General features: G+C 36.3%; 15 protein-coding genes, 1 tRNA gene and 1 pseudogene. 4 read left to right on the top strand and 13 right to left on the bottom strand.

Translation table 11 applies throughout. The annotated features are described in order from the left end of the window. Nucleotides 1-18: 18 nt before the first annotated feature. From ACYQ0E_RS05865 to ACYQ0E_RS05845, 5 genes are all read right to left on the bottom strand, one after another. Complete coding sequence (locus ACYQ0E_RS05865; protein WP_460187310.1) at nucleotides 19-363, bottom strand: hypothetical protein; 345 nt, start codon at nucleotides 361-363, stop codon at nucleotides 19-21. A gap of 97 nt (nucleotides 364-460) precedes the next feature. Beyond that, entirely contained in the window at nucleotides 461-1,723 is a 1,263-nt protein-coding gene (locus ACYQ0E_RS05860) for a dicarboxylate/amino acid:cation symporter (protein WP_460187309.1), read from the bottom strand. 92 nt (nucleotides 1,724-1,815) lie between these two features. Further along, nucleotides 1,816-2,112 carry a rhodanese-like domain-containing protein gene (locus tag ACYQ0E_RS05855; RefSeq protein WP_460187308.1) on the bottom strand — a complete coding sequence of 99 codons (297 nt, stop codon included), beginning with the start codon at nucleotides 2,110-2,112 and terminating at the stop codon, nucleotides 1,816-1,818. Between the two features lie 166 nt (nucleotides 2,113-2,278). After that, on the bottom strand, nucleotides 2,279-2,779 hold the full coding sequence (locus ACYQ0E_RS05850) for a phosphatidylglycerophosphatase A family protein (protein ID WP_460187307.1): 501 nt from the start codon (nucleotides 2,777-2,779) through the stop codon (nucleotides 2,279-2,281). Between the two features lie 112 nt (nucleotides 2,780-2,891). Then, nucleotides 2,892-4,103, bottom strand: a complete 1,212-nt coding sequence (locus ACYQ0E_RS05845) for an argininosuccinate synthase (protein WP_460187306.1) — start codon at nucleotides 4,101-4,103, stop codon at nucleotides 2,892-2,894. Nucleotides 4,104-4,773: 670 nt separating this feature from the next. Between ACYQ0E_RS05845 and asd the strand changes: the two genes are divergently transcribed. The 3 genes from asd (at nucleotide 4,774) to ACYQ0E_RS05830 (ending at nucleotide 6,598) form a co-directional block, all read left to right on the top strand. Beyond that, the gene (gene asd, locus ACYQ0E_RS05840) at nucleotides 4,774-5,688 is read left to right on the top strand and encodes an archaetidylserine decarboxylase (RefSeq protein WP_460187305.1); all 915 of its coding nucleotides are present in this window, start codon (nucleotides 4,774-4,776) and stop codon (nucleotides 5,686-5,688) included. 25 nt (nucleotides 5,689-5,713) lie between these two features. Beyond that, nucleotides 5,714-6,052, top strand: coding sequence for a P-II family nitrogen regulator (locus ACYQ0E_RS05835; RefSeq protein ID WP_460187304.1), 339 nt, complete (start codon nucleotides 5,714-5,716; stop codon nucleotides 6,050-6,052). Nucleotides 6,053-6,388: 336 nt separating this feature from the next. After that, nucleotides 6,389-6,598 carry a cold-shock protein gene (locus ACYQ0E_RS05830; RefSeq protein ID WP_040728401.1) on the top strand — a complete coding sequence of 70 codons (210 nt, stop codon included), beginning with the start codon at nucleotides 6,389-6,391 and terminating at the stop codon, nucleotides 6,596-6,598. Nucleotides 6,599-6,798: 200 nt separating this feature from the next. Here the strand turns inward: ACYQ0E_RS05830 and ACYQ0E_RS05825 are convergent, their stop codons facing one another. The 6 genes from ACYQ0E_RS05825 to ACYQ0E_RS05800 form a co-directional block, all read right to left on the bottom strand. Next, nucleotides 6,799-7,347: a hypothetical protein gene (locus tag ACYQ0E_RS05825; RefSeq protein ID WP_460187303.1), complete on the bottom strand. Its 549-nt coding sequence runs from the start codon at nucleotides 7,345-7,347 to the stop codon at nucleotides 6,799-6,801. A 130-nt stretch (nucleotides 7,348-7,477) separates the two neighbouring features. Next, nucleotides 7,478-8,248: a hypothetical protein gene (locus tag ACYQ0E_RS05820; protein WP_460187302.1), complete on the bottom strand. Its 771-nt coding sequence runs from the start codon at nucleotides 8,246-8,248 to the stop codon at nucleotides 7,478-7,480. 93 nt (nucleotides 8,249-8,341) lie between these two features. Next, nucleotides 8,342-9,799 (bottom strand): nitrogen regulation protein NR(I), encoded by a 1,458-nt coding sequence (ntrC, locus tag ACYQ0E_RS05815; protein ID WP_460187301.1) that lies wholly within the window; start codon nucleotides 9,797-9,799, stop codon nucleotides 8,342-8,344. Nucleotides 9,800-9,801: 2 nt separating this feature from the next. Next, nucleotides 9,802-10,854, bottom strand: a complete 1,053-nt coding sequence (gene glnL, locus ACYQ0E_RS05810) for a nitrogen regulation protein NR(II) (RefSeq protein WP_460187300.1) — start codon at nucleotides 10,852-10,854, stop codon at nucleotides 9,802-9,804. A 5-nt stretch (nucleotides 10,855-10,859) separates the two neighbouring features. Next, a complete protein-coding gene (locus tag ACYQ0E_RS05805) occupies nucleotides 10,860-11,528 on the bottom strand; it encodes a metal-dependent transcriptional regulator (RefSeq protein WP_460187299.1) in 669 nt (222 codons plus the stop codon). Nucleotides 11,529-11,578: 50 nt separating this feature from the next. Then, a complete protein-coding gene (locus ACYQ0E_RS05800; protein ID WP_460187298.1) occupies nucleotides 11,579-11,830 on the bottom strand; it encodes a hypothetical protein in 252 nt (83 codons plus the stop codon). Between the two features lie 143 nt (nucleotides 11,831-11,973). On the opposite strand from ACYQ0E_RS05800, the gene ACYQ0E_RS05795 reads away from it, so the two are divergent. Further along, the gene (locus tag ACYQ0E_RS05795; protein WP_460187297.1) at nucleotides 11,974-12,741 is read left to right on the top strand and encodes a Rossmann-fold NAD(P)-binding domain-containing protein; all 768 of its coding nucleotides are present in this window, start codon (nucleotides 11,974-11,976) and stop codon (nucleotides 12,739-12,741) included. A gap of 46 nt (nucleotides 12,742-12,787) precedes the next feature. On the opposite strand, the pseudogene ACYQ0E_RS05790 reads toward ACYQ0E_RS05795, so the two are convergent. Both ACYQ0E_RS05790 and ACYQ0E_RS05785 read right to left on the bottom strand, forming a co-directional pair. Further along, nucleotides 12,788-13,705 (bottom strand): annotated as a pseudogene (locus ACYQ0E_RS05790) (IS256 family transposase, variant Zn-binding type); the annotation flags it as partial. Nucleotides 13,706-13,958: 253 nt separating this feature from the next. After that, nucleotides 13,959-14,034 (bottom strand) — tRNA-Lys (locus ACYQ0E_RS05785). Nucleotides 14,035-14,078 lie beyond the last annotated feature (44 nt).

Raw genomic sequence — 14,078 nt, 5'->3', positions numbered from 1 at the left:
ACAAAGATACATTAAACATTAAACATCCAGCTTTAAAAACTTAAAATCTAACTCTCCATTCTCAGACAAGCTAAAACGCACCTTTTCTTTTACACGCCCTGCTTCTTGAGTACCCGAACACGTCCAACCAATGGCCCAATCATAGCTATAATCGCAACGAAAAATATTGTCTTTTATGTATTCAATATGATCAACAAGCATATTGCCTTCATAGTGCGCCGCTTGGCTTATATGGCTCATATCTTGTACAAAATCATCGCTGTAATGGGTTATATGTTGATTTAACTGTTCTTGAATCTGTAAAAGAACAGAACGATCTTGTAGATTTACCAGGCCTGCTAATTCTGTAATAATGATTTTCAAACGATTATCCTTATATTTAACCTGTTTTTTTACTTTCACCAGGCCTGGTAAAAGCACATTTTCACTATATTCAAGGCATTTATAACATTTAAAAGCATTAAAACTCTTTAGAGGTCAAAATACCTTTTTCACCTTCTGAACGAGCAATTACAACCGCACCAACAGAGTCACTGAACACATTAACTGCCGTTCGCATCATATCTAAGACTCTATCTACCACCAACAATAAACCTATCGCTTCAGCAGGCAAACCTACAGCCACTAAAATAATACTTATGGCAACCAAACTGGCAGATGGAATACCAGCTACGCCAATTGAGGTAGTTAAGGCCACAAAAACAATCAGTAGTTGCGTTGCAAAATCCAGTTGCATTCCAAATAGCTGAGCAATAAAAATGGCCGCAACACATTCATACAATGCCGTACCATCCATATTAACGGTTGCGCCTAATGGCAATACAAAACTGGTTACTCGGTTAGACACCCCTGCTCTGTGCTCTACTGCATTTAAAGAGATTGGTAAGGTAGAAGATGATGAACTGGTTGAAAATGCCGTTAATAGTGCAGGAGCCATAGCTTGGTAATGTAACCAAGGGTTTTTAATGCCACCAAAAACCCTAAGAATAATGGGCATAACAACAAAAAAGTGAATGGAAAGAGCGGCAACTACGGTCATAAAAAACAGTGCTAAATTCTCAAATTGATCAAAACCAGTTTTAGCAACCGAAGCAGCAACTAAACCAAACACACCCATAGGTGCAAACTTCATCACCAAATCAGTAATTAACATCATGACATCAAAAATACCCTGCCAGAAATTATTCATGGTGGTGGCTACATCACCTTTTAGTTTGGTCATAAAATAACCAAACAATAGGCTAAAAAAGATTAAACCTAACATTTGACCATTGGCCGCTGCATCAACCACATTTGTAGGAATCATGCGCAAAAAGACTTGTACCACATCGCCCACAGACTTACCTTCTACCGCTTGGGTGACTTGCTCATTTGCTTCAATGATTGGTGGTGGATTACCCGTAACACCTGGTTGAATAATATTAACTAACACCAGGCCTACTAAAATGGCAATAAAACTGGTTACAACATAATAACCTAACGTTTTCATGCCTAAACGGCCAAAACCACCTTGGCTACCTACCGTTGATATACCGGTAATAATGGCAGACATTACCAAAGGCACAACGATCATTTTTAGCGCATTTAAAAATAAAGTACCTAAAAATGTATAAATTGCTATCCAGTGGATTCCAAAAACTTGCCCTTCTGTTCCTGTATAAGACCCCATAGAAGCAGCTAAAATCAATGCAATTAATATTTGCCAATGCAGTGCAAGTTTCATATTAAATCCTTAAAGGTTATTTACTTAAAAAAAAAGCACTTAAAACAGCTAGGCTTTAAGTGCTTTTTTATTTTATCTTTTAAAAAGTGGCTTTATAGATCTGGGCATTGGTGCCAAGACATAAACGAGCCTAGATTATAGACTTCTGAAAAACTTTGCGACTGCAAAATTTGCATAGCCATTTGTGAACGCTGTCCTGAACGACAAAAAACGATAACGGGTAGATCAGCATTTAACATGCTTTCACCCACTCTATCAATATCTTGTAGTGGAATATTAACCGCTCCTGGTAGCTTACTCATTGCAAACTCTTCAGGCGTTCTTACATCAACTAACTGTGCCTTTTTATCTTTGATTAAACGCTTTGCTTCATCGCATGGAATAAACATTTTTATTCTAACTCCCACTTATACTGTAATTTTGGTGCGTAATATACCCGAAAAACCATTTTTTTTATACAGGCAACGCTTCTAAAGTTATTAATGATAGACAAAGTAAAATTTATATACAACTATAAAACGTATTTTTTGTTACTTTTATTATCCACAAATTGACTTACACAGCCATAAAAAAATAAACGCCCCAAATCACTATGGCTGAATAAATTGCGGCTAAAACATCATCAAGCATAATGCCAAAACCACCAGAGACATTTTCATCCACTGTCTTAATAGGCCAAGGTTTCAAGATATCAAATACTCTAAATACTACAAATGCAAATAACCAGTATTGCCAACTTTGAATTGGAAGTGTTAATAAAACCAACCAGATACCAACAAATTCATCCCAAACAATACCACCATGGTCATGCACTTGCATATATTCTGACGATTTACCGCAAATATAACTACCGCTAAAAAGCCCTATAATTAATACAGCCCAAGCCGCAGCTTCTGACCACCATAAAAGAGGAACAAACAAAAGTAGGCCTAATAGAGTACCAGCTGTTCCAGGCCCTTTGGGTGATAACCCTGATCCAAACCCAAAACCCAGCATTAAAAATGGGTGCTGTCTTAATTCAGCAAAACTCGGAATACGTGGTTTATTATTTGACATATATTTAGCACTTATTAAAGTATCGAAAATTTAGCAAATACCTACATACAAAAACAGCGTTAAAAATAACGCTGTTTTTGTAGGATAAGCTCTTAATTAATTTAAAACTTAATTATTTAAGACGTTTTTTAGCTGCCGTTTTAAGGCGTAAAGCATTTAGTTTAATAAATCCTTCAGCGTCTTTATGGTTGTAAGCACCGCCATCTTCTTCAAAAGTAGCAATTGCTTCATCAAATAAGCTATATTCTGAAGTACGCCCCACAATAATGACATTACCTTTGTACAATTTAAGGCGTACATTACCTGTAACGTAAGTTTGTGATTGATCAATTAATGCTTGTAACATTTCACGTTCTGGTGCAAACCAAAATCCGTTATAAATCATTTCAGCATACTTAGGCATTAACTCATCTTTAAGGTGAGCGGCATTACGGTCTAATGTTAAAGATTCCATTGCACGGTGAGCTTTAAGCATAATCGTTCCCGCTGGTGTTTCATAACAACCACGAGCTTTCATACCTACAAAACGGTTTTCTACAATGTCATCACGACCAATACCGTTTTCGCCACCCACTTTATTTAAGTATTCCATTACCGTTGCTGGCGACATTTTGTCACCGTTAATGCCAACAATATCCCCTTTTTCAAATTCAATATCTAAATAGGTTGCTACATCTGGCGCATTTTCTGGTGAAACCGTCCATAACCACATATCTTCTTCTGGTTCATTTTCTGGATGTTCAATAATGCCACCTTCATAAGAGATATGAAGCAAGTTAGCATCCATTGAATACGGTGATTTTTTGCCCTTTTTCTTTTCAACAGCAATATTGTGTTCATCGGCATAAGCCATTAATTTTTCTCGGGACATTAAATCCCATTCACGCCATGGTGCAATCACCTTAACATTTGGCATTAAAGCGTAAGCATTCAGTTCAAAACGTACTTGGTCATTACCCTTACCCGTTGCGCCATGAGCAATGGCGTCTGCACCCACTTCTTTAGCAATTTCAACTAAACGTTTAGAAATTAAAGGTCGAGCAATTGAGGTACCTAAACGATATTCACCTTCGTAAATGGCGTTAGCACGCATCATTGGAAAAACAAAATCACGTGCAAATTCTTCTCGAAGGTCTTCAATATAGATTTCTTTAATCCCCATTGCTTGGGCTTTAGCTCGTGCAGGCTCTATCTCTTCACCTTGACCAATATCCGCCGTAAAAGTAACGACTTCGCAGTTATATTCATCTTGTAACCACTGAGCAATAATTGAAGTATCTAAACCGCCAGAATAGGCTAAAACGACCTTTTTTATATCAGACATGATTGTTTTCCTTACTATGAAACATTTAATTGCGCGAATTATACATTAAATAGCCCAAAACATCATGGATTTACAAGCAATTTTGTGAAGTAAATTAATGAGAAAAGCAGAAAGAGATCACTGCAAAAAAATAACAATAATCAAAAATACAAATAGAAAAGCAAGTTAGCAAAACAATACAAATAACTTTTACTTGTATTGTTTTAGATATTCAAAAATTAACGTATCTAAACTTTACTTAGAAATAAGATTGAATACCAACAGAGATAACCGTAGCATTACCACTCCACTTTTCACCTGTTGAAGAATATTTCTTTTCAAAAGAGCTAGTAGAAACTTCAACACCTAAATAAAACAAATTAAAAAATTACCCTATCCTAAATTCAACCCTACACAAGCATTTGTTCCATCATTATCAAAATCTAACTTTGTTTATGAATCTTTAACATCTGCTTCTAAGTTAGTTTATTGATGACCCCAGTAAACACCCTCAAATGTCATACTACCAACCAAGAATGGTACGTAATTCAACAAAGTAAATAATATTTTTTACTCAATACCAAGCAAGTATGAGTAAAAAACTAAATACATTATCAAGTAGCCACCTTGAATTTTTTACTTTAGAATCCCATTAAGTTAATCAGTCTTAATTTTTAAGGAAAGCTTGGTAATGGCAAAATTTATGGATCTTGTAAAGGTCACTCCTCAGTATTTTATTCCAAAACATTTGCTTTCTAGTGGCATGCACTGGTTTATGCAGGTTGAAACACCTTGGGTAAAAAATAACATTATCAAACTACTCACTAAGGTTTACGACATTAATGTCAGTGAAGCCGCTGATCAAAACATGGATAATTATCCACATTTTAATGCCTTTTTTACCCGCGCCTTAAAACCTGATGCGCGACCAATTGATGACACTCCAGATAGTTGGGTAAGCCCTGCAGATGGATTAATCAGTCAATCAACACACATTAATGGCAATAAAATTATTCAAGCTAAATGCCATACTTATTCCGTTGAAGCCTTAGTAGGTGGAGACATTGAATATGCCAAAAATTTTAGAAATGGTGATGCAGCGGTTATCTACCTCTCACCAAAAGACTATCACCGTGTTCATATTCCCGTTGACGCAAAATTACTTTCTATGACCTATGTGCCTGGTGACTTATTTGCAGTTAACCCTGCCACAGTACGTCAAGTAGACGGCCTTTTTGCACGTAATGAGCGCCTAGTGATTCGTTTTGAAAGTGATAAAGGGCCATTTTGTTTAATTATGGTTGGCGCTATTTTTGTTGGCAGTATGGAAACGGTGTTTCAAGGTAAAATAACACCTGAATATCAACCAACCATTCAGCATTGGGATTATACTGAAGAAAACATTTCATTTACTAAAGGCGATGAAATTGGTCGTTTTAACATGGGATCAACCGTGGTTTTACTTACCCCAGAAGGCCAATTACCAGAATTAGGAAAGATTCATTCAGATACCCCTATCCAAATGGGTCAACATTTGGCAAAATATCCAGACAATAATAAAACCGCTTCAATGAGTCACAATATAGAAGACGAAGCAACACGCTAAGTACTTAACTTTTTAAGGAAAAAATATGAAACTGATTACAGCAGTAATTAAACCATTTAAACTTGATGATGTTCGTGATGCCCTGCATGAAATTGATATTCACGGCATGACCGTAACAGAAGTAAAAGGATATGGTCGTCAAAAAGGTCACACAGAAATGTACCGTGGTGCCGAATACGTGGTGGACTTTTTGCCAAAACTTAAGCTTGAAATAGCCATAAAAGCTGACATGGTAGACTCTGCTATTGAAGCCATTATTGAAGCGGCACAAACAGGTAAAATTGGTGACGGCAAAATTTTTGTTACAAACATTGAACAAACCATCCGTATTCGTACTGGTGAAACGGGTGAAGAAGCACTTTAAGCTCGCTGTATTTAACCTTCAAGCACCAAAAACGCCACAATGTGGCGTTTTTTATTTCCATTAAAATCTCGCTTTTTATGGGGCTATCTCACTAGATTTTCATTATTTTGCTTATTTCGGTTAAATAAATAAACTATTACTAGACATTACTTAGTAATCTCTGTATGATTATACCCAGCAAGAAAGAAAGCCTAAAATTTATATCCTACATTTCGTTGTTGTATTCGTAACACCCGTTCTGAAGTTTTAAAATAAAGTCAAGATTTCCACTGCTACACAAGTCATCACTTAATTTTGATGACACAACTCTATTTATTAAAATTCAGGTACATTATTATGTCTAATACAGTTAAAGGAACCGTTAAATGGTTCAACGAATCTAAAGGTTTTGGTTTTCTAGAGCAAGAGTCTGGTCCAGATGTTTTTGCTCATTTCAGCGCAATCTCTGGTGACGGTTTCAAAACTCTTGCTGAAGGTCAGCAAGTTGAGTTCACAGTAACTCAAGGTCCTAAAGGTCCACAGGCTGAGAATATCGTAGCTATCTAATTGATAGCTTGATTATTCAAGCCAAATAAAAAAGGGAAGCATTAGCTTCCCTTTTTTGTATCTAATATTTATATTTAAAATAAACATCAAGATTCTTCTATTCACAACCTTTACGTCTTAGACTTCATTTACAACAAATAGAATTTAATTGCCTTAACCAATTTACCAGGCCTGGTAAAAATATAAAATAGTTTAATTATTTACTGAAGTTTAGCTTCATCCATCGGCTTCATTATCAATTTAAGTAAACGCACCTCGTTCCCTGTCTCTTTATTTTTATAAATATCATGCATAGGCTCTTCTCCCACCAAGTCATAATACTCATGCATATAATTTGAACGCTCTTCAAAATAACGTTTTAACAATGAAATATCCAAACGCCAACCTTTTGGCATAGCCACACCTTTCACTGGCTCTGCAGTGTTAAGCGTTGCCAAACAAATTAGGGTATTATTTTCTAACTTAGTAAATTGAACTTTAAGCCAGTTGGTAGGCGTTTCAGTTTCGCCAAACTGAGAAAGCATAACCATCTCTTTACCTTGTTCTAAACCAGCACCTTCTAAAGCCGCTAAGAACTCTTTAGCTTGACCTAAATCAACAAAGCCAATTCTGAGTATATCTTGATCTGAACAAATAGCCATAGGGTGCAAAGTCCCCTCTACAGCGCCTAAAGCATCTAATGCTTTTTTATTTTGCATTGCTTCTTTTTTATTCAGAACAATCGAATATCCTTCAATTAATACAGCCATCTTTTTTACCTTATAAACGTTTAGACTTTTATTTTATCAAGCCTAACACCGCTTATACATTAACAACTTTAATGATTTGTATAACGAAGTCTTTATTTAATATAAATAAATCTATGAATGATTTTTAGCATTATAAAAAAGAGACACCAACAAGGTTCTTTTGCCATTTTTTTGATTTATTTTCACCTAATGGAATTACCTCCCAATACCAAGAAGATTCGATCTTAGGCGACTCAATATCCCACCAAGGATCAAACCGGTCAATTTCTTGACCCTGAGCATTAAATTCAACACCTAAACGGTCTGCAATTAAACACACCTCTCCAGAGAATTGTCTTAAATAATGCATATGAGCAAATATGATTTGTTTACTCACTATATCTGCATCTTGTTCAGAAAAGCCAAAATCGGTTAATAACCATCTAGCAGGAATAAGAGGTAATTGAGTAATTAAATTTAAGGAGATAACTAAATCAATAGAAAAATCATCCAACCAAGCTGTAGGCGTTTGAACAATCGCCTCTCCTTGTGAAATCCACTCTAATGATTCGGTCACATCGTGCTCTATCAATAAAACATTAGAAAACGATTTAGAATAAGTTTGTGCAGATTTTAAAAAAACCAAATCTACAAGTAAAACGGTTTCAAATTTTTCTGATAATTCAGCTAAAGGTAAGTCTTTTAATGAACCTGCACCAAAAATAAGTACCGTTCTATGCTGAACAGCTCTATCTATTGCTTTTAATATTGTATTTTGACAATGTTGATAATGGTCATTCCACGCTTGCTGACACCTAGTAGCTCTAGCTTCCATTGCAATGGATTCTTTAACATATCCCATTGTTTTAGCCTGCTCAATCTTGGGTGAGGTGGTGAGATATTTCCATAACTCTACAATCATATTTTCTCTAACTAAATGATACTTTTGACATACAAATCACTATATAAAGACCTTGATAAGATATCGGCCTAACACAATGATTAATAGATAGAACTACTCATCCAAACCTAAAGATTGCGTTTTTCTTGTTAAGGTATTTCTACCCCAACCAAGTAATACTGCGGCTTTTTGGCGATGATTAGCTGAGGCTTTTAAAGCGACCTCTATGAGAACTTTTTCAAAAATTTGTTCTGCTGATGTATGCAAGCCTTCTCGACCACTTTTAATAAACGCTTCTGACCATTGTCTTAAAGGTTTTTCCCAGTTGGTTCCTTCTACATCTTCTTCAGCGGCTTCTTGGTTAGGATTTTGTAACTCTAAAGGTAAGTCTTCCATATAAACGGTTTTATCTGGTGCCATAATGGTTAACCAAGTACATAAACTTCTTAACTGCCTAACGTTACCTGGCCATGATAGAGTTGATAAAAATTTGGCGACTTCTTTACTTAAACTTTTTTCTTCTAAACCAAGCCCACGAGCTTCTTTGTCGAGATAGAAGCGTAATAATAGAGGAATATCTTCTGCTCTTTCACGCAAGGCTGGCACTTTAATACGAATGATATTTAAACGATAAAGTAAATCTTCACGGAACTTACCTTCTCTAACCAGTTGCTCCATATTTTGGTGGGTTGCAGCCACAATACGTACATTGGTTTTAATGGCACTTTTACCCCCTACTCGATAAAAACTGCCATCATTTAATACACGCAATAAACGTGTTTGTAAATCAACAGGCATATCACCAATTTCATCTAAAAACAGTGTTCCACCATCGGCCTGCTCAAAACGACCAACCCGCTGTGAATGCGCACCTGTAAACGACCCTTTTTCATGACCAAATAGTTCAGATTCTAATAATTCTCTAGGAATTGCCGCTGTATTTAAGGCCACAAATGGACCATCAGCTCTAGGGCTAAGTTCATGCAATGCTTGAGCAACAAGCTCTTTACCCGTACCCGTTTCACCATTAATTAACACTGTCACATCCAGTTGTGAAACTCGGCCTAAAACTCTAAAAACCTCCTGCATTGCAGGGGCGGCACCAATAATGTTAAGGGGTTGTTTTTCCGCTTTAGCGCTTCGTTTTACTCGTTTAACACCTCCTGATTGAAAACGTTTTACAGCACGATCAACTAAAACGGTTACTTCATCAATATCAAAAGGTTTTGGTAAATATTCAAACGCACGACTTTGAAATGATTTAACTGCCGTATCTAAATCAGCGTGTGCAGTCATAATAATCACTGGAATTTGCTTATCTAACTCGTGCAAAGCCTCCATAAAGGTCAAACCATCCATATCTGGCATTCTCACATCACTAATCACAGCTGATGGAGGAAAGGCCTCATAAGACTTTAATGCGGTTAGAGGTGAATCAAAAATTTTAACTAAATAGGGACGGTCTTCTAAAGCCGCTTCTAGCACCCAACGAATAGAAGCATCATCATCTACAACCCAAACAATAGGTTCAACCGTATCATGGTTGGCTTTGCTGTTACTTTCAATTGTCATGCTTAATTTTCCTTTTGATTCAGAGGTAGATATACAGTAAACACTGTATTACCAGGTACGCTTTCAGCTACAATTAGTCCGTCATGCTGACGTAAAACATTTTGAGCAACCGGCAAGCCGAGCCCAGTACCCTCTTTTTTGCTTGTTACCATGGGATAAAAGATTGAGTCAAATACACTTTCAGGTATCCCCTCTCCTTCATCTTTAATACTTATCATTGCAACTAATGGGTAAGTTTTAGAACCCAGTGTAAATTTATGTTCGATTCGAGTTTTAATGGTTAAAAACCCACCCGTATCTTTCATTGCTTGGATACCATTTTGTATCAAATTTAATAGCGCTTGAACCATCGCTTCAAAATCCATATAGATATCTGGAATACTGGGATCATAATCCAATTTAATATAGACATTTTCTGGTTTTTCGCCTTCTACAATCTGTAAAACGTAGCGAATAAGTTCATGTACATTATGAGGTGATTTATCTGCTGTTTTTTCAGGCCCTAACATGCGATTAACCAAGTTTTTTAAACGCAATACTTCTTTGGAAATAATTTCTAAAAAGGCCGATTCTTTCTCTTCGGGTGAAAAACGTTTTTGCAATAATTGCGTGGCTCCAAAAATGCCTGCTAAAGGGTTTTTAACTTCATGAGCGAGCGTTTTTACCAATAAATTACCCGCTTCATACTGGTGCCAACGCTCATCTTCTTCCACTATTCTATGGTGACGTTCCGTATTATAAATTTCAAAGAGCCACCCCATTTGTCCGTTAAGTTCATAAGGTGAAATAGTCGTACTCACTCTTACTTTCTCAAACCCTTGAATAGAAACCGAATATTCGTGAATAGTGACTTTTTTATCTATGGAATAACTGAGGTTGTCTACCAGGCCTGGTAAAAGTATCTTCCAACTTTCCCCTCTCATTCTGTTAGGACTCACTTGAAAAATCTCACCCGCTGCGACATTCATAAATTGAATACACTCTTGGCTATCGAGCCAAATAACAGCCGTCGTTAACCCGTCAAGTACCTCACTAAAAAATTCTTTTGTTTGCATTTTCATCACTTTTCAATTGAAACTTGGAGTGCCATGGCGAGTCTATAATCAATAGCATGTAAATCACCATGGTTAATTTCTACCAATAATGGCCCATTAAGCGGAGCCATATTTTTAATTTCTAAAACAACCCCAGTCGTTAAGCCTATATTAGCTAAATACCTAAGCTCTTCGGGGCTACGATTTTTAATTCTTTTAACAATGACTGGCTGGTGCATTGGGATATGTATAAGTGACTGCCAGTTATGTTTAACCAACTTGCCTTCTATATTAGGAATGGGTGCGCCATGAGGATCATGGGTGGGTTGCCCTAAATCATCCCACATTCTATTGGTTAGGGTATCTGATACGGCGTGTTCTAAAACCTCAGCCTCTTCATCTACCTCGTCCCATGAATAACCTAATCTTTCAACCAAATACTGCTCTAAAATACGGTGCTTACGTACCATATTTAGGGCGATTTTACGTCCTGATTCCGTCAAGCTCACACCATAATACGGTGCATATGAGACATATTTTTGTTCTGCTAATTTTTTAATCATATTAGAAACTGAAGCTTGAGAAATAGATAAACGTTCAGCAATAATAGACGTTTGAACCCCTTTATCTGAAGGCGTACTATCTTCGAGTTTATAGATGATTTTTAAATAATCTTCTAGAGCGGTTGAAGGCATTGTTATGAGTTCCAAATATACATAATCATAAATTTACAATCAGTCATCAATTACTGATTATTCATCATCTCTCTAACAACATCAGCATCTGGAAACGCAAATACATATAAAATCATAAATAACACATAAAATACAAATCGCCCGCCACCTTTAAGTTGTATTCTAGGATGACTAATAACAGCAATTGCCAGGCCAGAAACAACGCCTCCCATAGTTCCTAGTGTCACAGCTAACATCGCTAATAAGGCACCAAACGCCATAACGTAGTAATGCCATGTAAACTTTGCTTTTTGCTCATTCATTGTTAAGATTCCTAATCATCAATTAATGCATATATTCTACACCCAAACTCTAATGGAATTAATAGAACTTACTCCATTTTGGTGCAATACTGCACAAATAAAATAGACATAAAACTTTACAGATTTAAATAGAGGTCATTTACATGAAAGATCCCATTATTATTATCGGGCTAGGTGAACTTGGAAGCGTATTTGCGCGCGGTTTTTTACGATTAGGCTTTCCAGTACAAGGCATTACCCGTGATATGGATAGCGCAGTCATTGCTCAAGAAATCCCTAATCCAACGGCGGTACTTGTTGCGGTGGGTGAAGCAGACATCCACCAAACTCTTAAAAACTTGCCTGCACAATGGAAAGACCGCGTTATTTTATTACAAAATGAGCTGTTACCTAGAGATTGGCAAACCGCTGAAATTATAGAACCAACCGTAATATCCGTCTGGTTTGAAAAGAAAAAAGGCATGGACAGCAAAGTCGTCTTGCCATCTCCTATTTTTGGTAAAAATTCTAAATTAGTATTTAATGCTTTATCTCAAGTTGATTTACCTAGCTTTATTCTAGATTCTGAAGAAGAATTAACTTATGAATTAGTGCGCAAAAACCTCTATATTTTAACCACCAATATTGCGGGTTTAGAAGTTGGTGGCAATGTAGAACAGTTAAAAAACAGCCACGCCGATGTTATGCGTGCTGTTGCTCAAGATGTGCTTGATATTCAAGACTGGCTAACACAGACAGCAAACAATCGTGAGCGTTTAATGAATGGGCTTACAGAAGCTATTGAAGGCGACTTACAACATGGTTGCATGGGACGTTCAGCACCTTCTCGACTAAAGCGTGCATTAACTTTTGCAGACCAAGCTAACCTTGACGTTGCAAAACTTCGAGAGATTGCGACAAGTAATTTATAAATATATTTAATTTAGAGTTAATGAAAAAAACGGGGGTCTGATACCATTATTTTTGTAAGGTATTTAGAAAGTCATCTATCAGCTTTTTTCTTAACTCAAAATTCATTCCTTTATGCGCACTAAGTAAGTTTTTTACTGGTGAAAATACCCCGCCATCAAGTCCATTTGTGGTGGTTGGGATTTGAAGCCGTTTGCGTTTTTGATAAGTAAATATAAATGCTATATTTGTTTTCAAACTTCGATAAGCGGACCTTACTCTGCGATGTTTATAACTCCATCGATTTGAATGCTCATGAAATGTTTTTTCTTTTAAAAATGCTTCGTGTTTTGAAAACCATTCTTCCAACATTTCTTTAAATAAATCTTCGTCAACATATTGAATATATCCAGCGATTTCTTTTAAATCTTTTGCAGGCATTAGCTTGGGATTTTTTGTTAAATAACGTGTAATAGTCGCTTGTATGTGGAATAAACATAATTGAACAGGAATTCCTTCAAACGCTTGAATTAAGCCTCTTCGTCCATCCAGTACGACACCTTTTATATTGAATCCTTGATCCTCTAATTCTTGCTTTAAAACGATGTAATCTTGAATTGTTTCTGTTTGAATATAACGCCAGCAGAGTACCTTAGATGTGATGGCATCTTTAAACACAAGTACGCCAAACTTATCGATGCGTTTACCAAAAAAAGTAGCATCTGCAATGAGGATAATATCTCTTGGAATTGGGGTAGTTTTTGTTGGGGTATATTGTGAAATCCATGACCGAATAGTGGGGATGCTTACTTTGTATTTATCGGCCAAACATTGAAGTGTCTGTCTTTGATAGAAGTATTCCTTAAAGACTTTATCGATGTGTTTTTTAGGCTTTCGTTTGAGCTGGAATTTTGATTGGCAGACGTGACAAAAGTAACGCTGGATACCGTTACGCTTGCCTGCCTTTTTGGTTCTATTTGAGGTGCATTTAGGGCATTTTTTCGCAAACTTTTAAAACTCATTTTAAAACTTTACCTAAAAACCCTTTATTTTAAACAGGTTACATCTAAAAACAGACCCCTATTTTTTTCATTAACTCTTAATTTACATTAAAGACAAACAACTAAACAATTTATACGGCCTGGTATTTTTAATTTACCAGGCCTGGTAATCTTGATTTCTTAAAATTCAGACAATAAAAAACCCCGTATTTCTCACTTGAAATACGGGGTTTAAAATATGGTGGGTCGTGTGCGATTCGAACGCACGACCAATTGGTTAAAAGCCAACTGCTCTACCAGCTGAGCTAACGACCCAGATCGTTATTTAAAATTTTATCCATTTTAAATATGCTCAATAT

The organism is Thiomicrorhabdus hydrogeniphila (assembly GCF_054656895.1).
The sequence above is the reverse complement of the archived record's forward strand: the minus strand, read 5'-3'. Positions and strand labels throughout refer to the sequence as shown.